Here is a 20,330-nt window from a genome sequence, read left to right on the forward strand (position 1 = left end):
CTCAGAACGCCGGTTCGTACCCCGGCGGCAGGTCGTCGTCGTTCTGTCCCGGCACATGGATGCCGCATTCGGTCTTGTCCCAGCCCTTCCAGCGGCCCGAACGCGGGTCTTCGCCCGGGGCGACTTTGCTGGTGCACGGGGCGCAGCCGATCGAGGGATAGCCGCGTGCGACCAGCGGATGGCGGGGCAGGTCATGGGTGTCGAACCACGCCTCGATCTGGTCGTGGGTCCAGTTGGCCAGCGGGTTGATCTTCAACCGGCCCTCGGCGTCACTCTGGTCGATTTCAAAGCGCGGCAAGCCGGCGCGGGTGCTCGATTGAAAGCCCTTGCGCCCGGTGATCGAGGCATCGAACCCGGCCATCGCGCGCGCCAGCGGCACGACCTTGCGGATCTCGCAGCACCCGTCCGGGTCCCATGACCAGCGCAGGCCCTTGTCGTCCTTTTTGGCCAGCACCTCGGCATCGGGGGTCAGCACGCGCACCCCGGTCAGCCCCAGCCGCGCCACCAGCGTGTCGCGATAGGCCAGGGTTTCGGGAAAATGCTTCAAAGTGTCGAGAAACAGCACCGGCAGCGCGGGATCGACTTCGGCCACCAGATGCAACAGCACCGCGCTTTCCGCGCCAAAGCTCGACACCACCGCGATGTCACCGGCCAGCCCGTCGCGGATCACCGTGCGCAGCATGTCGTGCGTGTCGGTGCCCCGGAACAGGTTGTTCAGGCGGATCGCATCGGCGCTGCTGAAACGCGGCGCGGTGTCGATGCGATCGACCCGCCGGACGTTCGCCGGGCGCACGGTGTCAGCCATGTCTGGCGGCCCAGATCGGCGCACGCCCGTCGACCGTGCGCTGATAGACTTCGGGCCAGGTGGCGATCGCCTTGTCCACCGCTTCGCGCGTGATCGGCTGATTGGGCGCAAAGGCGTCGAACCCGACGCGGCGGTAATGGCTGATCTGGTCGACCAGCACATCGCCCACCGCGCGCAGTTCGCCGGTATAGCCATATTCGCGCAGGATGCTTGCCGCCGAATAGCCGCGCCCATCGGTATAGGCGGGAAATTCCACCTCGATCAGCGTCAACTGGTCCAGCAATGGCAACAGTGCGCGCGCATCGTCGCCCGGCGACAGGCGCACGGCGGCGGTGTTGCCGGCCTCGGACAGATCGGCAAACGCCACCACGGGGGCTGTGCTGGCCGCGTCATCGCGCAGCCGGATCAGGGTTTCAGCCATAGATTGCGTCCTTGAACGGGGCGTTGCCGATACGGCGCCAGGTGTCGAGAAAACGTTCGCCCGCCTCGCGCCGGGCCAGATAGACGCCGGTCGCGCGTTCGATCGCATCGACAATGCCGTCTTCGCTGAAGCCGGGGCCGATGATCGAGCCGATCGAGGTATCCGCACCTTCGGAGCCGCCGAACAGCAACTGATAGTTTTCGACGCCCTTGCGATCGACCCCCAGCACGCCGATGTGCCCGGCATGGTGATGGCCGCAGGCATTGATGCAGCCCGAAATCTTCAGCTTCAGCTCGCCCAGATCGCGCTGGCGTTCGACATCGGCGAACCGCTGCGAAATCTTCTGCGCCAGCGGGATCGAGCGCGCATTGGCCAGGCTGCAATAATCGAGCCCCGGGCAGGCGATGATATCGCCGATCAGGTCGAGGTTGGGCGTGGCCAGGCCCGCCGCGTCAAGCTGTTGCCACACGGCATAAAGATCGGCTTTGCGGACATGCGGCAGGACGATGTTCTGGGCATGGGTCACGCGCAATTCGTCAAAACTGTAATCGCGCGCCAGGTCGGCCATCAGGCGGATCTGGTCGGCGCTGGCATCGCCGGGAATGCCGCCGACCGGCTTCAGGCTGATGGTGACAATGCCATAACCGGACGCCTTGTGCGCGTGCACGTTCTGATCGACCCACAGCGCAAAATCGGGATCGCTGCGATCGATCGCGTCGGGCGCGGCGGGGTCGAATGCGGGGTCGGCAAACTGCGCCTTGATGCGGTCCAGCTCGGCGGCGGGCGGTTCGAGGCCCAGCGTCAGGATATGCGCGAATTCGTCCTCGACCTGGCGGCGGTATTCATCCGCGCCGATTTCGTGGACCAGGATCTTGATGCGCGCCTTGTACTTGTTGTCGCGGCGGCCATAGCGGTTGTAAACGCGCAGGCAGGCTTCGAGATAGCTGACCATCTGCAACGGCGACAGCCATTCGCGGATCACCGGGGCGATCATCGGCGTGCGGCCCATGCCGCCACCGACATGGATGCGCAGGCCTTCCTCGCCCGCCGCGTTCTTCACCACCTGGATGCCGATATCGTGCAATTTCATCGCGGCGCGGTCGGTCTCGCTGCCGATGATCGCCACCTTGAACTTGCGCGGCAGGTAATCGAATTCGGGGTGGAACGTCGACCATTGCCGCAACAGTTCAGCATAAGGGCGCGGATCGGCCACTTCGTCGGCGGCGGCCCCGGCAAAGTGGTCGGCGGTGGTGTTGCGGATGCAATTGCCGCTGGTCTGGATTGCATGCATGCCAACCCCCGCCAGATCGGCCAGGATCGCGGGTGTGTCCGACAGCTTGATCCAGTTGTACTGGATGTTCTGCCGGGTGGTGAAATGACCATAGCCCCGGTCGTATGTGTCGGCGATATTGCCCAGCACGCGCATCTGCCGCGAATTGAGCGTGCCATAGGGCACCGCCACGCGCAGCATATAGGCGTGCAATTGCAGATAGAGCCCGTTCTTCAGCCGCAGCGGGCGAAACTGCTCCTCACTCAGCGTACCGTCCAGCCGCCGCGTCACCTGGTCGGTGAATTCGGCAACACGGGCATCGACCATTGCCTGATCATGGGTATCGTACTGGTACATCGCGGGATCTTTCGTGCGTTAAATCAGGCAATCCAGGTGGTTGCGGCCGGGTCATCGGCGCGCAGCGACAGATCGAGGCGCACGGTCGGGCCAACCGCCCGCACACGGTCCTTGATATGCGCAGGCCGCACGCCCTCGGCATCGCGGGTGGCATCGATCACATAGGCGCTGACCACGCGGCGCGCGGCCTCTTCGACGGCGATGATCGTGGCGGCATCCTCGCCCAGCGCTGCCGCATCGTTGACATGGCGTGACCAGTTGCTGCCGGTCCACCAGGTTACATCGCCGGTCAGCAGGTCGTTGCCGGTCAGAATCTTGAAACGCTCAGCGCTCACAGCACGCTCTCCGCAATATGGGCAAGCTGGCCCGCGTGCTCGCGCGCGGCCACTTCGCCGATGATGATCAGCGCCGGGCTTTTGACCCGGTGCCGTGACACGATCGTGTCGAGCCCGGCCAGCACCCCGCGCAACACGCGCATGCCGGGCCGGGTGGCGTTTTCGATCACCGCCACCGGAACTTCGGGCGACAGGCCATCGGCGATCAGCTTGTCGGTGATCGCCGCCGCCGTCGCCAGGCCCATATAGATCACCAGCGTGCGGCCTTTGCCGGCCAGCCCGGTCCAGTCCTGATCGCTCAACCCCTTGCACTGTCCGGCGACGAACGACACGGTGGAGGCCGCATCGCGGTGGGTCAGCGCAATGCCCGACGCCGCCGCCGCGCCCATGGCCGCGCTGATCCCCGGCACCACGGTCACCGGCACACCGGCGGCGCGGCACGCCTCTGCCTCTTCGCCGCCGCGCCCGAACACGAACGGATCGCCGCCTTTCAGCCGCACCAGATCGTGCCCCGCCAGTGCCTCGCGCACCAGCAGCGCGTTGATATCGTCCTGCGCCATGGTGTGGCGAGCGCGGCTCTTGGCGACCGAGATCAGCCGCGCATCATCGCGCGCCAGCGCCAGAATGGCCGGATCGACCAGCCCGTCGTGCACGATCACGCGCGCACTGCCGATCAGCCGCGCCGCGCGCAGCGTCAACAAATCGGGATCGCCGGGGCCCGCACCGACCAGATGGACGGTGCCGACAGGCGCGATTCCGGAATGGGCGGGGTGCTGGGTCATGCAGCGGCAGATGGGGGCTCGCCCCCGTACTCGCCAGCGAGAATGCCTATCGCCCCGGCTAGAACAGCTTTAGCGTTCCGCAGTATCCGGCGCTTCATCCGGTTGTTGCAACAACGCGCGCGCCAATCGCCTGATTCCGTCGGAATCGCGCAAGTGCACATCCTGTTGCGGGAAGGGGATTTCCACACCGCGTTCGCGGAACAAGTGCCAGGTGTTTTTCAGCACCTCCGAGCGAATGCCGCCGATGCCGTTTTCGGGATCGTTGATCCAGCAACTGATCGACCAGTCGATCGCGCTGGGCCCCAGCGTGACCAGTGCCACACTGGGCGGCGGATCGGCCAGCACGCGCGGCACGGCCGCCGCCGCTTCGAGCAGCAGCGCTTCGACCATGTCGATATCGCTGCCATAGGCGACGCTGATCGGGATCGACACTGCCACCCGGCGCGACGAATAGGACCAGTTTTCGACCTGGCTGGTCATCAGGTTCTGGTTGGGGATCAGGTATTCGCGGTTGTCGAGCGTGGTCACCGATATTGCGCGGATACCGATCTTGTTGACCACGCCCATCGTCGTTGTGCTGCCGCTGGTCACCGCGACAACGTCGCCCGGCTTGATCGACCGGTCGAGCAGCAGGATGATCCCGGCGATCAGGTTGCCGGCCGTCGTCTGCAGGCCGAACCCGATGGCCAGCCCGAAGGCGCCCGAAAACACCGTGAACGCGGTCAGGCTGATCCCCAGCGTGTCGATCGTCGCGAAAAAGGCGAACGTCCACACCGCCAGCGTGATCATCTTGTCGCCCAGCGAAGTCTGCGCCGAATCGAGCCCCTTGATCCGCCGCAACAGCCGCCGCGCGACACTGCCGGCCACGCGCGCGCTGATTAGCGCGAACAGTACCACGGTCACCATCCACAACGCGGTGGCCAGCGAGATGTGGTATTTGCCGACATCGATGCTGATATCGTCGAGCGTATCGAACCAGTCGTGCAATTGCGCGTTTACCGCGTGAAAATGCGCCTTCACCGCATGGACCGGCACGGCGATCGGGTGGGGTGTGCCGGTCATGCCGCTGTCCCGCTGGCGTTGCGCCACACCGCCAGCGCGCGGTCGAGATCGGCGATCAGGTCGGCGGCGTCTTCCAGCCCCACAGCAAGTCGCACGCCGAACCGGTCGGCCGCGTCCCAATGTGCCGGCGGCCAGGCACCGGCGGTGCGGATCGGCGCGGGATCGACCGGTGTGGCCAGGCTTTCGAACCCGCCCCAGCTATAGCCGATGCCGAACAGCGCCAGCGCGTCGATCAGCGCATCGCGTGCCGCACTGCTGCCGCCCTTGAGCACAAAGCTGAACAGCCCGCACCCACCGGTGAAATCGCGCACCCACAGATCGTGCCCCGGCGCGCCGGGCAGCATCGGACACAGCACATGGGCAACCTCTGGCCGCCTGGCCAGCCATTGCGCCAGCCCCAGTGCCGATGCCATGGTGCGTTGCAGGCGCAGATCCATCGTGCGCAACCCGCGCAGCATCAGCGCGGCATCGTCGGGCGAGACCACGATGCCCAGACCCTGTGCACGCAGCCGCAATTTGCGGTACCAGTCGGCACCCGCGCTGGCCGATCCCATCATCACATCGGAATGGCCCCCGACATGCTTGGTCAGGCTCATGATGGTGATGTCGACCCCGTGGGGCAGCGCGGCAAAACCCAGCGGACTGGCCCAGGTGTTGTCGATCACGCTGACCAGTCCGTGCGCACGGGCCACTTCGACCACACGCGGCACATCGGTCATCTCAAAGGTCAGGCTGCCCGGCGTTTCGATCAGCACGGCGCGCGCGCGCGGGCACAGCGCCGCGGTCAGGCTGGCCGGATCGGTCGGGTCGAACCACCGCGTTTCGATGCCCAGATCGTGCAGCAACCCGCGCCCCATCACGCGGCTGGGTTCATAGGCGTTGTCGGTCATCAACAGCACGTCGCCCGGCCGCAGCACGGTCAGCAGCACCCCGGCAATCGCCGCCACCCCCGAAGGATAGAGCACCGTTCCTGCCGCGCCGGGTTCCAGCGCGGTCAGCGCATCGGCCAGCGCCCATTGCGTCGGTGCGCCCCGCCGCCCGTAATAGAACAGGCCGTCGGCATTGGCGGGATGCGCGCGCAAGGCGGCCATATCGGGATAGAGGTGCGTGCTGGCGCGCCATACCGGCGGGTTGACCACGGCGCCGGGATGCCCCGGTGTTCCGGTCCATTCCGCGCGTCGTCCCGCCGCGGTCAGGCGTGTGCCGGGGCCCAGTGTGCTGTCATCGTTGCCGTCCATGGCCCCGTGCAAAGCAGGATTGGCGCGCAAAGACAACCGCGCGTGCGGCGGTTTGGCGGGATTGCGTCGCGCCTGTTGTTGCGCGCTGCGTGTCGAGGCGGGCGCGGCGCGGGGATTGGCAAGGGGGCGTGGACGACGATGTGCCGACAGGATGTGGCGGAATGACGGGTTGGCAGAGTAAAGCTTGTCTTAACTCGGATTTTGGATTGAGCATTTATAATTTTATGCAGTGTATGGCTGAAATGTGTACTTATATGACGATGAAAAATTAACTGGTATTTGCAATTTTCGAAATTGTCATCGGCGAAATATTGTGTTGTATTATATTAAATTTAAATCGATTCTACGGAGGTCTCGGTGCGATTATCAAGAAATGTCGTGGCAATTGCGATTGCATCTACACTTGCTTTGAGTGTGCCGTCGGTTGCGGCAGAGCCGGGAATTGGTGGAGGCTTCGCTGGTGCAGGCGTTGCGGAAGAAACGAGCATCCTTGCCTATCTTTTCGGCCTCGCCGCGTTGACGGCGGCGGTCGTGTCGGTGGCCGATACGGGCAAGTCGCCGTAAATATTGTTTCGTTCGGTTGCTCGACTGATCCCAAGGTGCACCGGTGCGCCTTGACCCGCCCGGTGTCGAGTGATGGCATGAAACCGGACGCAGCGCACAGTGGCGGCTTTAATCGATCGCGATACTACATCGCGATCGTTTCTGTGTGTTTGATATATGTCGAAAATATATCTCCAAATGCCGCCTGTATAAAATGATCTCGCAGTTTCAGGAGTCGTTATGACTGGCAAATACGTGCTGTCTTTGTTGCCACTTGCCGCGATGTGCGCCTGTGTGGCGCATCCGGGGAGCAGCGAAGGCGGCATTCCCCCACGTCTGGTGGTCAACAAGGACCATATCCCGGTCTGGAAACATGTCGGCAGTTTCGGCCCGATACGGCCCGGCGATGAAGCGCACGCGCGAACAGTCTGTGCCAGCCTTGATACCGACAAGAAACGGTTCCGTCCGGAAGGGTATCACACCCGGGCCGAAGGTGCCGATGGCGCGGCGTTTCCCGGCGGCGGGTACTATTGCGTCGGCCATCGCAAATAGCAGGCGGCCAGGCGGGGCGGGGTTACCTGGCCGGGCCGGTTTCTATCGGCAGGGTGGCATCGGCGCCCCATTCCGCCCAACTGCCATCGTAAAGCGCAATATCGTCCTTGCCGAGCAGATGGGCGGCAAACAGCACGACATTGGCAGTCATCCCCGATCCGCAACTGGCGATCAGCGGCTGATCGAGATCGATCCCGGCGGCGGCAAACGCGGCGCGCAGCTCACCGGACGCTTTCCAGGTGCCGTCGGCGGCAAACAGGCTGGCATAGGGCAGGTTGCGCGCGCCCGGGATATGGCCGCTGGCGAGGCCCGGGCGGGTTTCGGGCATGTCGCCGGAAAACCGCGCGGCGGCGCGCGCATCGACCAGTTGTTCGGCCTGGCTGGTGATGTTGGCCAGCACCTGATCCTTGTTGCGGAGCTGGCGGTCGTCGCTCCACACGGTGAAATGGCGGTGGCGCAGATGCTCGCGGCCCTGTGCCAGGGGGCGCCCTTCGGCTTTCCACTTGGTGATGCCGCCGTCGAGCAGCGCGACATTCTGCGCGCCAAACAGCGTCAGCATGAACCAGGCGCGGGTTGAGGAATGGATCGGGCTGTCATCATAGACGACGATCCGGCTGCCATCGCCAAGCCCCAGGCTTTGCATGCGGCTGGCAAATTTTTCCGCCGAGGGCAGCGTGTTGGCAAAGGGTGCCTGGCTGTCGACCAGTTCGTCCAGATTCATGAACACTGCGCCGGGAATATGCCCCGCTTCGTATTCGGCGCCGGCATCGCGGCCATGTTCGGGCAGAAACGCGGTCGCATCGACCACGCGCAAGTCGCTCGCGCCCAGTTCGTTGGCAAGCCATGCGGTGGTAACCAGCGAATCCATCTGTCCTGTTGCTCCTGTCTGCGTCGACCCGTATTTTGTGCCGTCAGTTCAGCGTCTGACCCGACACTACCGTGTCGGGAAGTCGGCACCGGCCCGCTCCCCCACCCGACCACCCTACGATAGTACCCTGTGGGTGGTCGGGTGGGGGAGCGGGCCGGTGCCGACTTCGAAACGCGCCCTTTCGCGCGTTTCGAGTCCGACTCTTAAACGCTCGTATGGCAACCGTCGAGGCAGTTTCACCCCTGGCCGCTTGCCGGAATGCCCCACAATCGGCATGGGCGACAGCGCGAAAGGATCCATCATGCCCGAATTGAACCCCCTGCATCTGGGTCAACCCAGCGCCTTGCCCGCCTCGCCAGAGGCGGCGGTGCTCGATTATGTGCCCAATCCGCGCACTGGCGCGCTCTATCTGGTGCGTTTTGCCGCGCCCGAATTCACCTCTTTGTGTCCCGTGACGGGGCAGCCCGATTTCGCCCACCTGGTGATCGATTACGCGCCGGGCGCGACGATCGTCGAATCCAAGTCGCTCAAGCTGTTTCTCGGCGCGTTTCGCAACCATGCGGGTTTCCACGAAGACGTGACCGTGGGCATCGGCGAGCGGCTGTTTGCCGAAATGGCGCCGCGCTGGCTGCGCATCGGCGGATACTGGTATCCACGCGGCGGCATCCCGATCGACGTGTTCTGGCAATCGGGCACCGCGCCCGAAGGGCTGTGGGTGCCCGATCAGGGCGTCGCGTCGTACCGCGGGCGCGGTTAGAGCGCCGCGCCGCCTTCGGATTCAGTCCGCAGCCGGGCCAGAAACGCGCGCGCTTCGGCGACCAGTGCGGGCACGCGTGCGCGCGCGGCAGGCGACTGGACACCCGGCGGCACATCTTTCAGATTCTGTTCGATCTGCGCCACGGCGGCGGGCAGATCGGGTGCGGCATCGGGATCGGGCGGGGTGGTCGGCGGGTTGCCGTGTTCCACCGTGGCGATGATCCGCGCCACGCCGATCGCGCCCAGCCAGTCGAGCGCGTCGGCATCGTGGAGATAGACCGCCTCGGGCCCGACCGCCTTGCGATAGAACATGTGCGTGCGGGTGGCCGCCCGCACCGCCTCGATCTTGGTGGCGGGAAAACCCAGTCGCAGCAGCACATCGCCCAGTTTGTCGGCGCCGACATCGCTATGGTCGTGGTGCGGGTCCTTGTCCTCCCACGGCACGAACGCGGCGATGTCGTGGATCCACGCGGTGGCAAACAGCACGTCGTCGTCGATCGCGACGCCATCTTCACGGGCCAGTTCGCGCGCCAGCGCATAGTCGCGGCGGCTGTGCTGCCAGCCCCAGGCCGGATGGCGGAAATGGCTGGTGGCAAAGTCCTGCAATCCGGCGCGCCAATCGGGCGCGGTGGCGGCATGGGCCACTGGTGTTGCCAGCAGCAGCGCGATGATCGTGGCAAGACGTCGCATCGGGTCCTTTCGTCTGGCTGGCCCGATTGGGCGGCGCGGCGGGGATGACATCGCAGCCCCGCGTTCCTAGATATCATGCATGCATTTCGATTTCAGCCAGGTTTCGGCCACCGATCGCTATCGCCTGATGGCCTCTGCCATTACCCCGCGCCCGATTGCCTGGGTCACCAGCCAGTCGGCAACGGGCGTGCGCAATGCCGCGCCCTACAGCTTTTTCAATATGATGGGCGCCGATCCGCCGATCCTGGTGATCGGCATGATGCGCCGCGCCGATGGCACGCACAAAGACAGCGCCGCCAACGTGCTGGAAACGGGCGAATTCGTGGTCAATCTGGTGTGCGAGGCCGACGCCCCGGCAATGAACCTGACCTGCATCGATGCCCCGCCCGGCGTCGATGAAATTGCGCTGGCGGACCTGGCCACCACGCCCTCACTGGCGATTGCACCGCCGCGTATTGCCACCGCCCCGGTGGCGATGGAATGCCGGGTCTATCAGGCCGAGGATATTGGCGCGACCACGCTGGTGATCGGCCAGGTGCTGCATTTTCATGTGCAGGACGAATTCTACAACCCCGCGTCGCGTCGCATCGACACCCCGGCGATGCATCTGGTGGGCCGTGTCCACGGCAGCGGGTTCTATGCCCGCGCAACCGATCTGTTCGAACTGCACCGCCCGCTGTGGGCCGACCGCGCGGGTGAAAAATAGGGCATAGCCATCGCGCGCCAATTTCCCCATGTTGGCGCGCATGACCGAAACCATCGATTGCGCGCCGAACTCGGCCGAAGCCCGTGACATCCGTTTTCACCTGCACAGCTATACCAACGCCCGGTTGCACGAAGCGACCGGGCCGCTGGTGATCGAGCGCGGCGAGGGCATCTATGTCTTCGACAGCGAGGGCAAACGCTATATCGAGGCGATGTCCGGACTGTGGAGCGTGGGCGTGGGGTTCAACGAACAACGCCTGATCGATGCCGCCGTGGCACAGATGCAAAAGCTGCCGTTTTACCACACGTTCACCCACAAATCGCACGGCCCCGCGATCGATCTGGCCGAAAAGCTGGTGACGATGACATCGCACCTCACGCCCGGCGGGATGAGCAAGGCGTTTTTCACCAATTCCGGCTCCGAAGCCAACGACAGCGCGATCAAGCTGATCTGGTACCGTTCAAATGCGCTGGGCAAGCCGGACAAGAAAAAGCTGATTTCGCGCCAGCGCGCCTATCACGGGGTCACGCTCGCCGCGGCCAGCCTGACCGGATTGCCCAACAACCACCGGTCGTTCGATCTGCCGATCGAGGGCGTGCTGCACACCGGCAGCCCGCATTACTGGCGCGATGCGCTGCCCGGCGAAACCGAGGAACAGTTCGCCACTCGCCGCGCCGAAGAACTGGACGCGCTGATCCAGGCCGAAGGGCCCGACACGATTGCCGCCTTCTGGGGTGAACCGGTGATGGGTGCAGGCGGGGTCGTGGTGCCGCCCGCGACTTATTGGGACAAGATCCAGGCGGTGCTGGCCAAATATGACATCCTGCTGGTCGCCGATGAAGTGATCAACGGGTTTGGCCGCACCGGCACGATGTTCGGGTGCGAGACTTATGGCATCCGGCCCGACATCATGATCGTGTCGAAACAACTGTCATCCTCGTACATGCCGATCGCCGCGCTGATCGCCAATGAGCGCGTGCTGGGGCCGGTGATGGATGAGAGCGCGCGGATTGGCACGCTGGGCCATGGGTTTACCGCCGCCGGGCATCCGGTGGCGACTGCGGTCAGCCTCGAATGCCTGCGCATCATCGAGGAAGACGGCCTGGTTGCCAATTGCGCCTTGCAGGGCGCGCGGCTGCGCGCCGGGCTGGCCGCGCTGGCCGATCATCCGCTGGTTGGCGAAGTGCGCGGGGTGGGCATGATCGCGGCGATCGAACTGGTCACCGACAAAGCCGCCAAGCGTGCGCTCGAAGTGCCGGGCCAGCTTGGCGGCATGGTCAACAAGGCGCTGCAGGACAACGGGGTGATCTGTCGCGCGGTGGTCGATGCGATCGCGTTCTGCCCGCCGATGATCATCACCGCCGCGCAAGTCGACGATCTGCTGGTGGCGGTGTCGGCCGCGCTCGACCGTGTTGCCGCCGATCTGGGGTTCTGACCGGTGGCGGGGGCGTCGAAGCCGGTCGAACTGTCGTTTCGCGGGGTCATTCTGGGCGGATTGATCTGCGTGGTGTTCACCGCCGCCAATATCTATCTGTGCCTGCAATCGGGGCTGACGTTTTCGTCGTCTATCCCGGCGGCGGTGATCTCGATGGCGGTGCTCCGGCCCTTTCGCAGTTCGGGCATTCTGGAAAACAACATCGTCCAGACGATCGCTTCGTCGGCGGGGACGCTGTCGTGCCTGGTGTTCATCCTGCCGACGTTTCTGATGATCGGGCATTGGGTCGATATTCCGTTCTGGCCGTCGTTCTGGATCTGCGCCTCGGGCGGAGTGCTGGGGGTGGTCTATTCGATCCCGCTGCGGCGCAGCCTGGTGACGGGGTCGGACTTGCCCTATCCCGAGGGCGTTGCGGCGGCCGAAGTGCTGCGCGCCGGCGAGGCGACACGCGAAGGCGGCGATGATGCCGCCGAGGCGCGGCTGGGCCTGCGCGCGGTGATCACGGGATCGATCGCGTCTGCCATCATGGCGCTACTGGTGGGCACGCGCCTGCTAGCCTCGGAAGTGGCCGGGTATGCCCGGTTTGGCGCGGCGGCGACGGGCATGACGATCAACATGCAACTGGCGCTGTTCGGCGCGGGGCATCTGATCGGGCTGGCGGCGGGCATGGCTATGCTGACCGGGCTGGTCATGGCCTGGGGCGTGGCCGTGCCGGTGATGACCATCCTCCACCCGGCCAATCTGCCCGCTGCCGATCTGGCGATGGATGTGTGGCGGCACAAAGTCCGCTTTGTGTTCGCCGCCGCGCTGGCGGTCAGCGCGCTGTGGACGTTGGTACGGCTGGCAAAGCCGGTGGCGGGCGGGGTGGTTTCGGCGATTGCTGCGCAGACCCGGCGGCGTGCGGGCGAAACGCTCGAACGCACCGAACAGGATCTGTCGTTCGGCTGGATCGGCGCGCTGGTCGTGTTGTTGCTGGTGCCGATCGGCGTGCTGATCCATGGTTTTATCGCCGGGACGCCGTTGGCGCCGCTGGAACTGCCGCTGATGGTGGCGGGGATCGTGTTTGTCGCGGTGACCGGGCTGATGGTGGCGGCGATCTGCGGCTATATGGCCGGGCTGATCGGGTCTTCGAACAGCCCGGTATCGAGCCTGGCGATCATCGGCGTGATCTGTTCGGCGGGGCTGCTGTCGATCACTGTCGAACCCTGGCTGGGGATCGAGGCGCGGCCCGCGCTGATCGCGCTGTCGCTGCTGGTGGCGGGCTTTGTGCTGGGCGTGGCGACGATCGCCAACGACAACCTGCAGGATCTGAAGACCGGCGAGCTGGTCGGGGCAACCCCGTGGCGGCAGCAAGTGGCGCTGATCATCGGGGTAATCGCGGGGTCGCTGGTGATTCCGCCGATCATGGTGCTGCTGGGCCATGCCTATGGCTATGCCGGGGTGGCGGGCGCGGGGCCAAAGGCGCTGGCCGCGCCGCAGGCGGTGCTGATCGCCACGCTGGCGGGGCAATTCATCGGTGGCACGCTCGACTGGTCGCTGCTGGGCAGCGGCGCCTTGCTGGGCGTCGGGTTCATCGCGCTCGACACGCTGCTTGAACGGCGCTGGGCGTTGCGCCTGCCGCCGCTGGCCATTGCGTTTGGCGGCTATATCCCGCCAGGCACGATCAGCATCGTGATCATCGGCGCGGTGGCCGGGCATCTGTATGAAGCCCATGCCGACCGGCGCGCCAAAAATCCGGGACAGGCCGCGCTGGTGCGACGGCTGGGGGTGATTCTGGCCTCGGGGCTGATCGTCGGCGAAAGTCTGGTCAATGTCGTGCTGGCGGGGGCGACCGCCGCGGCCAAGACCGGGTTTCTGGCGGTGCGCGACAGCGACTGGCCGCTGGCGCTGGTTGGCAGCGATTTTGCGTTGTGGGGCATGGCGCTCGCCGTGGTGGTGATCTTTGGCACGGTGCTGCTGCTCTATCGCTGGGCGGCGCGGCTAGGGCTGCAAAGCTGAACGCTTGCACGCCGATGCATTCCGCGCTTTGTTGCGCGGCATGATCCGCATCCTTGTCGCCAATCGCGGCGAAATCGCGTTGCGCATTGCGCAGACCATTGCCGATGGCGGCGACGTGCCGCTGGGCATTCGCGCCGCCGACGAGGTGCAGGCGCCGCATCTGGCGGCGATGGCCGCCGCGCACGTGCTGCCGGGCGCAGGGGTGGCGGCCTATCTCGACGGCGCGGCGGTGATCGCGGCGGCCCGGGCGTTGGGTGCCCAGGCGATCCACCCCGGCTATGGCTTTCTGAGCGAGAGCGCCGCCTTTGCCGAAGCGGTCGGCGCGGCGGGGCTGATCTTTATCGGCCCCGCGCCCGCCACGCTGGCGCTGTTTGGCGACAAGACCCGCGCGCTGGCGCTGGCGCGCGAATGTGGCGTGCCGGTGTTGCCTTCGGTCGATCACGGGTTCGACGCGTTCTGCGCCGATCATCCGGCGGTGATGATCAAGGCGCTGGGCGGCGGCGGCGGGCGCGGCATGCGGCTGGTGCGGCGGGGCGACGATTGGCAGGCGGCGGTGCAGACATGCGCCGCCGAGGCGCTGGCCGCGTTTGGCGACGGGCGAGTCTATGCCGAACGCGCGGTTGCCCGCGCACGCCATGTCGAAGTGCAACTGATCGGCGATGGCACCGCAATGGCGGTGTTGGGCTTGCGCGAATGCACGCTGCAACGCCGCCGCCAGAAACTGGTCGAGATGGCGCCGGTGGCCGATCTGGCGCCAGCGCTGGGTGCGCGGCTGGCCGATCACGCCCTGGCGCTGGGCGCGGCGGCGGGGTTGCACGGGCTGGCCACGGTCGAATTCCTGCTCGATCGCGATGATGCCGATGCGCCGTGGTTTATCGAGGTCAACGCGCGGTTACAGGTGGAACACACCGTTACCGAAATGACCACCGGGCTCGATCTCGTGGCCTTGCAGATCATGCTGGCGCGCGGGGCCGGCCTTGCTGCGCTTGACTTGCCCGACTGGCGTGGGGCGCGGGGGTTTGCCGTGCAATGCCGGATCAACGCCGAACGGATCGGCGCCGATGGCCTGCCGCGCGCGGCGACGGGGACGATTGTGCGGTTCGAGCCCCCCGGCGGACCCGGCGTGCGCGTCGATGCCGCCGCGCATGCAGGCTATACCCCGCCGCCGGGCTATGACAGCCTGCTGGCCAAGCTGATCGTGCATGTGGCGCGGGGCGGCATGCCTGCCGCGCTGGCCAAGGCGGCGCGCGCGCTGGGCGAATTCCGGCTGGCCGGACTGTCGACCAGCCTGCCGCTGTTGCGTGTCCTGCTGGCGCGCGCGGATGTCTGCGCGGGCGATGTCGATACCGCGTTCATCGATACCCATGCCGTTGCGCTGGCCGCGGCCGCCCATGCGCTGGCGCCGCCCGAGGACGACCTGCCGCCGGTGGTCGATGCAGGCCAGCCGCCCGAACCCGGCGCGCTGGCCTTGCGCGCGCCGCTCGCCGGGTCGATCGCCGCCCTGCCGCTGGCGCCGGGTGCGGCGATCATGCCGGGCGCCGATGTGGTGGTGATCGAGGCGATGAAGATGCTCCACCCCGCCACCACCGATGGTCCGGGGCGGCTGCTGGCCTGCACCGTGGCGCTGGGCGATGTGGTGGCCGAAGGCGCGGTGCTGGGCTGGTGGCTGCCGGGCGTGGGCGAAGACCTGGCGGTGGCGCCGGCCAACCACGATCCCGACGATGTGCGCGCCGATCTGGCCGCGCTGCGCGACCGGCTGGCGCTGACCGGCGATGCCGCGCGCCCGGCGGCGATGGCCAGGCGCCAGGCCACCGGTTTGCGCTCGGCGCGCGAAAACCTGGCCGACTTGTTCGACCATGGGCAGTTTCAGGAAATCGGCGGGCTGGCGATCGCGGCGCAACGCGGGCGGCGCGATCTGGGCGATCTGCGCGCCAACACGCCGGGCGACGGCATGGTGGCGGGCATCGGGCTGGTCAACGCCGGACATTGCGGCGAAGAGCGCGCCAGCGTGGTCGCGCTCGCCTATGATTACACCGTGCTGGCGGGCACGCAGGGGCACTTCAACCACAAAAAGACCGACCGCCTGCTCGAAATGGCCGAACGCTGGCACTTGCCGGTGGTGTTCTATGTCGAAGGCGGCGGCGGACGGCCCGGCGATGTCGATGCCGCGCCGCTCAATGCCTCGTCGCTCGACACCACCAGCTTTACCGCGTTTGCCCGCCTGTCGGGGCAGGTGCCGCGCATTGCCATCGTGGCCGGGCGGTGCTTTGCGGGCAATGCAGTGTTTCTGGGATGCGCCGATGTCACGATCGGTGTGCGCGGGGCCAATATCGGGCTGGGCGGCCCGGCGATGATCGAAGGGGGCGGGCTGGGCCGGTTTGCGCCCGAAGATATCGGCCCCGCGCACGAACAATATGCGCTGGGCGTGCTCGACGTGCTGACCAACAGCGAGGCCGAGGCGACGCGCGTGGCGCGCCAGTTGATCGGCGTGTTTCAGGGCACCGTGCCCGCCGGGCCCGCGCCCGATCCGCGCGCGTTGCGCCGCGCCGTGCCCGAAGACCGGCTGCGCGTCTATGACATGCGCGCGCTGATCGCGGCGCTGGGCGATGCCGGATCGTTCTGCGAATTGCGCGGCGGCTATGGCGTGGGGATGATCACCGGCTTTGTGCGGATCGGTGGCGAACCGTTCGGGGTCATCGCCAACAACCCGCGCCATCTGGGCGGGGCGATCGATTCTCCGGCGGCCGAAAAAGGCGCGCGGTTCCTGCGGCTGTGCGATGCGTTCGATATCCCTGTGCTGTCGCTGTGCGATACCCCCGGCTTCATGGTCGGGCCCGACAGCGAACGCACCGCCGCCGTGCGGCGCGGATCGCGGCTGTTTGTCGCGGCGGCAACGATGACGGTGCCGTGGTTCACCGTGGTGGTGCGCAAGGGCTATGGCCTGGGCGCACAGGCGATGGCGGGCGGCGATCTGACCGCCAGCCACACCGTCTGCGCCTGGCCCACCGGCGAATTCGGCCCGATGGGGCTGGAAGGCGCGGTTCGGCTGGGTTTTCGCAAGGAACTCGAAGCCGCCGCCGATCCCGACGCGCTGTTTCGCCGTCTGGTCGACGGGCTCTATGCCAAGGGACAGGCGATCAGCGTGGCCGAAGTGCTGGAAATCGATGCGGTGATCGATCCCGCCGAAACACGCGACTGGCTGTTGACGGGCTTACGCGCCGCGCGCACCCGGCCGGGGCGGCGCGAGCGGCGCGGGTTTGTCGATGTGTGGTAATAAGGAGCAGGGCATGATCAAGGGTTTGGTGGCGATGCTGATGGCCACTGCACTGGGGGCTCCGGCGCCGGGTGTTGCGCAAGATGGCGCGCCTGCGCAGACGATCCTGTTTGTGGGTAATAGCTTTACCTATGGCGCGAATTCGCCGGTGTGGAAATATCGCGCCGACAGCGTGACCGATCTCAACCACGATGGCGTCGGCGGCGTGCCCGCGCTGTTCCGATTGTTCACGCAGGAAGCCGGGTTGAACTATGCCGTCAGCCTGGAAACATCGGGCGGCAAGACGCTGAAATGGCATTGGGACAACCGGCGCGCGCTGCTCGACCGGCGCTGGGACCATGTCGTGCTGCAGGAATACAGCACGCTCGACCCCGTAAAACCGGGTGATCCCGCCGATACGATCGCCTATGCCGGACGCCTGGCCGGGCTGTTCGTCGCACGCAATGCCAATGTCGAAGTCAGCCTGACCGCCACCTGGTCGCGGCCCGATCTGACCTATCAGAAGGCCGGGCACTGGTATGGCCAGCCGATCGCGCAAATGGCGCTCGATGTGCGCCACGGGATCGATCAGGCGGCCAAGGCATGGCCTGCCATCGACAAAGTCCACCCGGTGGGACAGGCGTTCACATGCGCGATTGCCGCCGGGGTGGCCGACCCCGATCCGTATGACGGCATCGGCTTTGGCCAGGTCGACTTGTGGACCTGGGACCATTACCACGCCAGCGCCTACGGCTATTATCTCGAAGCGTTGACGGTGTTTGCCGATGTCACCGGCAAGGACCCGCGTGCGCTCGGCGCACAGGAAATCGCGGCGCGCGAACTGGGCATTTCACCAACCGATGCGCAGCGGCTGCAACGCGTCGCCGCGCTGGTCACCACGGGACAGCCGTGCACGCCCGGGTGACGCCGGGCGTGCCACGCGATCAGCCGGCTGCGCGAAAGTCCTGATCTTCGTCGTCGGGCTTGCCCGCCGACAAGTTGAGCGCAAAGCCGCGCGCGCGGTCCTGCTGTTTGGCGACGGTGTTGCGCGGCGCTGCCACGGCAGGTTTGCGCGTGCCTGTCGGCGCGGCGCGGTTGGCCACTTTGGGTTGCGGCCTGGCAGGCGTGCGCGCGGCGCTGCGATCGTGGTTTTCGACCTTGAAAAAGTCCATCGACATTTGCAGTTCTTCGGCCTGCGAGGCGAGCTCGGTCGAGGTGGAGGCCATCTGTTCGGACGCACCTGCGTTTTGCTGGGTCACTTCGTCGAGCTGCTGGATCGCCATGTTGATCTGGCTGACTCCGATATCCTGTTCGCGGCACGCGGCAGAGATTTCGGCGACCAGATCGGCGGTCTTGCGGATGTCGGGCACCAGGCGGTTGAGCATTTCGCCCGCTTCCTGCGCGGATTTGACCGTGTCGGCCGACAAAGTGGAGATTTCGGCGGCGGCGGCCTGCGAGCGTTCGGCCAGTTTGCGCACTTCTGCGGCGACCACTGCAAAGCCTTTGCCATGTTCCCCCGCGCGCGCGGCCTCGACCGCTGCATTGAGCGCCAGCAGGTCGGTCTGCCGGGCAATTTCCTGGACGATGCCGATCTTTTGCACGATCGTGCCCATCGCCGCGACCGCGCGCACCACCGCCTGATCGGACAGATCTGCGTCCTTGGCCGACTGGCGGGCGATCTTTTCGGTCTGGGCGGCGTTGTCGGCGTTCTGTTTGATATTGGCGGCCATCTGTTCCATCGAGGACGAAACTTCCTCGGTCGACGCGGCCTGTTCGATCGCCCCTTGCGACATCTGTTCGGATGTTGCCGACAATTGCTGGCTGCCCGACGAAACATTGCCCGACGCCGCAACCGCGCCGGTCACCACATTGCGCAGGCGTTCGACCATCAGTTGCAGCGATTTGCCCAGCATGTCCTTGTCGGATTGCGGGGTGGCATCGACGGTCAGGTCGCCTTCGGCAATGGCGCCGGCGACCGCCGCTGTTGCACGCAGATTGGATGTCATCGTGCGCATGGCGATGCCCAGCGCGTCATTGTCCGACAGCGGTTGCGGATCGACCATCAGGTCGCCCTCGGCAATCCGGTCGGCGATCGCCGCGGTCGCGCGCAGCGATTTCAGCGATTCGTTGAAATCGTGGCGCAAGGTTTCGAATTCCGGGGTGAACCGTTCGCGCAAGTCGGCATCGAGGTCGTTGATCGCCAGTTTGGCCAGGCCTGCGGCGATCTGGTTGACCGCGTTGACCCGCCCGGTGACATCGGTGGCAAATTTGATCACCTTGACCACTTTGCCCGAAGGGTCGATCACCGGGTTGTAGGTGCCCTGGATCCACACTTCGCGCCCGTTCTTGCCGATCCGCCGAAACTCGCCCGCCTTGTATTCGCCGCGTCCCAGATCGTCCCAGAACGCGCGATATTCGGGGCTGCCCTGCGCCCCGGAATCGACAAACATGCTGTGATGCCGACCCTGGATGTCGATCAGCGAATAGCCCATGGTGTTGAGGAAATTGCTGTTGGCAGTAACAATCGTGCCATCCGGGGTGAATTCGATCACCGCTTGCGAACGGCTGATCGCGGCGCTTTGGGCGGAATGGTCGATGTTCTGCAGGCGCTCGGCCGCATCGGTCCATTCCACGCTGAAACCGATGCGCTTGCCGCCGGTCATGATCGGAACCACGGTCAGATCAAACGCGCGGCCACCCACCCGGATCGTCGCGTTGTGCGGCCGGTCGAGCCGGGCGAGCATGGTGCGCTGGTGCACCGGGTTCTTGTGAAAGACATCGATGTTGCTGCCGATCAGGGTATCGATGCTGAACTTGTGCAGTTCCTTGCGAATGTCGCCTTCGGCTTCGCGCAGAAGTTCCAGCACCGCTTCGTTCATATATGTGATGTTCAGATCCGCGTCGGCCAGCATGACTTTGGCGCGCAGCGTATCGATGGCCTGGATCTTGTCGGTCTGATAGTGCTTTTGCAGAAAAGAGAACATGCCGGACCTCATCGATTAATGACAGGAAAAATCAGATCAGTGCCGTGACATGGGTGCTGTGCCGCGACGGGAGGCAAGCCGGAGTGTTCCGTGAGAGCCGCTGCGGAGACCATAACGGCTTGTGGTCAATCCGATTGCAACGCGGCAACCGGGCGAGGGCTGAGGATATTTACGCAGGCGCATGATAAGGCCATCGGCGGGCCAGACCTCGTGGTCCTGCCCGCCGATGAAACCGGTCGTTGCGACAATTGGGCGCGGTGCCATCCGGCGTGCGC

The 20,330-nt window shown here is 65.8% G+C and carries 18 protein-coding genes; 8 read left to right on the forward strand and 10 right to left on the reverse strand.

Annotated elements, in window-relative coordinates:
* Position 1: 1 nt before the first annotated feature.
* The 7 genes from AQZ49_RS17250 to metC form a co-directional block, all read right to left on the reverse strand.
* Positions 2–805, reverse strand: a complete 804-nt coding sequence (locus AQZ49_RS17250) for a phosphoadenylyl-sulfate reductase (RefSeq protein ID WP_067618545.1) — start codon at positions 803–805, stop codon at positions 2–4.
* Entirely contained in the window at positions 798–1,226 is a 429-nt protein-coding gene (locus AQZ49_RS17255; RefSeq protein ID WP_067618548.1) for a DUF934 domain-containing protein, read from the reverse strand. The genes AQZ49_RS17250 and AQZ49_RS17255 overlap by 8 nt, the downstream gene beginning before the upstream one ends.
* Positions 1,219–2,853 carry a nitrite/sulfite reductase gene (locus tag AQZ49_RS17260; RefSeq protein WP_067618551.1) on the reverse strand — a complete coding sequence of 545 codons (1,635 nt, stop codon included), beginning with the start codon at positions 2,851–2,853 and terminating at the stop codon, positions 1,219–1,221. The genes AQZ49_RS17255 and AQZ49_RS17260 overlap by 8 nt, the downstream gene beginning before the upstream one ends.
* Before the next feature lie 23 nt (positions 2,854–2,876).
* Positions 2,877–3,188, reverse strand: coding sequence for a DUF2849 domain-containing protein (locus AQZ49_RS17265; RefSeq protein WP_067618554.1), 312 nt, complete (start codon positions 3,186–3,188; stop codon positions 2,877–2,879).
* The gene (gene cobA, locus AQZ49_RS17270) at positions 3,185–3,970 is read right to left on the reverse strand and encodes a uroporphyrinogen-III C-methyltransferase (protein WP_067618557.1); all 786 of its coding nucleotides are present in this window, start codon (positions 3,968–3,970) and stop codon (positions 3,185–3,187) included. The genes AQZ49_RS17265 and cobA overlap by 4 nt, the downstream gene beginning before the upstream one ends.
* Before the next feature lie 69 nt (positions 3,971–4,039).
* Positions 4,040–5,032, reverse strand: coding sequence for a mechanosensitive ion channel family protein (locus tag AQZ49_RS17275; RefSeq protein ID WP_082701879.1), 993 nt, complete (start codon positions 5,030–5,032; stop codon positions 4,040–4,042).
* Entirely contained in the window at positions 5,029–6,270 is a 1,242-nt protein-coding gene (gene metC, locus AQZ49_RS17280) for a cystathionine beta-lyase (RefSeq protein ID WP_067618560.1), read from the reverse strand. Before metC ends, AQZ49_RS17275 begins: the two co-directional genes overlap by 4 nt.
* Before the next feature lie 378 nt (positions 6,271–6,648).
* Between metC and AQZ49_RS22410 the strand changes: the two genes are divergently transcribed.
* Together AQZ49_RS22410 and AQZ49_RS17285 are read left to right on the forward strand one after the other, a co-directional pair.
* Entirely contained in the window at positions 6,649–6,834 is a 186-nt protein-coding gene (locus tag AQZ49_RS22410; protein WP_156428369.1) for a hypothetical protein, read from the forward strand.
* A gap of 219 nt (positions 6,835–7,053) precedes the next feature.
* The gene (locus AQZ49_RS17285; RefSeq protein WP_067618563.1) at positions 7,054–7,365 is read left to right on the forward strand and encodes a hypothetical protein; all 312 of its coding nucleotides are present in this window, start codon (positions 7,054–7,056) and stop codon (positions 7,363–7,365) included.
* Between the two features lie 22 nt (positions 7,366–7,387).
* Here AQZ49_RS17285 and sseA read toward each other — a convergent pair whose 3' ends face one another.
* On the reverse strand, positions 7,388–8,233 hold the full coding sequence (sseA, locus tag AQZ49_RS17290) for a 3-mercaptopyruvate sulfurtransferase (protein ID WP_067618566.1): 846 nt from the start codon (positions 8,231–8,233) through the stop codon (positions 7,388–7,390).
* A 301-nt stretch (positions 8,234–8,534) separates the two neighbouring features.
* Between sseA and queF the strand changes: the two genes are divergently transcribed.
* Positions 8,535–8,990, forward strand: coding sequence for a preQ(1) synthase (gene queF, locus AQZ49_RS17295; protein ID WP_067618777.1), 456 nt, complete (start codon positions 8,535–8,537; stop codon positions 8,988–8,990).
* On the opposite strand, the gene AQZ49_RS17300 is transcribed toward queF, so the two are convergent.
* Positions 8,987–9,679 (reverse strand): HD domain-containing protein, encoded by a 693-nt coding sequence (locus tag AQZ49_RS17300; protein ID WP_067618569.1) that lies wholly within the window; start codon positions 9,677–9,679, stop codon positions 8,987–8,989. The two genes, queF and AQZ49_RS17300, sit on opposite strands and share 4 nt — an antisense overlap.
* A 79-nt stretch (positions 9,680–9,758) precedes the next feature.
* Between AQZ49_RS17300 and AQZ49_RS17305 the strand changes: the two genes are divergently transcribed.
* Genes AQZ49_RS17305 through AQZ49_RS17325 form a run of 5 tightly spaced genes read left to right on the forward strand, consistent with a single transcriptional unit; the run spans position 9,759 to position 17,996 of the window.
* Positions 9,759–10,385 carry a flavin reductase family protein gene (locus AQZ49_RS17305; RefSeq protein ID WP_067618572.1) on the forward strand — a complete coding sequence of 209 codons (627 nt, stop codon included), beginning with the start codon at positions 9,759–9,761 and terminating at the stop codon, positions 10,383–10,385.
* Positions 10,386–10,425: 40 nt separating this feature from the next.
* Positions 10,426–11,820, forward strand: coding sequence for an aspartate aminotransferase family protein (locus tag AQZ49_RS17310; RefSeq protein WP_067618780.1), 1,395 nt, complete (start codon positions 10,426–10,428; stop codon positions 11,818–11,820).
* 3 nt (positions 11,821–11,823) lie between these two features.
* A complete protein-coding gene (locus AQZ49_RS17315; RefSeq protein ID WP_067618574.1) occupies positions 11,824–13,818 on the forward strand; it encodes an OPT family oligopeptide transporter in 1,995 nt (664 codons plus the stop codon).
* A 4-nt stretch (positions 13,819–13,822) separates the two neighbouring features.
* Positions 13,823–17,092: a carboxyl transferase domain-containing protein gene (locus AQZ49_RS17320; protein ID WP_231739287.1), complete on the forward strand. Its 3,270-nt coding sequence runs from the start codon at positions 13,823–13,825 to the stop codon at positions 17,090–17,092.
* A 13-nt stretch (positions 17,093–17,105) separates the two neighbouring features.
* Complete coding sequence (locus AQZ49_RS17325) at positions 17,106–17,996, forward strand: DUF4886 domain-containing protein (protein WP_067618580.1); 891 nt, start codon at positions 17,106–17,108, stop codon at positions 17,994–17,996.
* 19 nt (positions 17,997–18,015) lie between these two features.
* Here AQZ49_RS17325 and AQZ49_RS17330 read toward each other — a convergent pair whose 3' ends face one another.
* Positions 18,016–20,055 (reverse strand): methyl-accepting chemotaxis protein, encoded by a 2,040-nt coding sequence (locus AQZ49_RS17330; protein ID WP_197411104.1) that lies wholly within the window; start codon positions 20,053–20,055, stop codon positions 18,016–18,018.
* Between the last annotated feature and the right edge of the window lie 275 nt (positions 20,056–20,330).

The organism is Novosphingobium sp. FSW06-99 (assembly GCF_001519065.1).
Taxonomy (GTDB): domain Bacteria; phylum Pseudomonadota; class Alphaproteobacteria; order Sphingomonadales; family Sphingomonadaceae; genus Novosphingobium.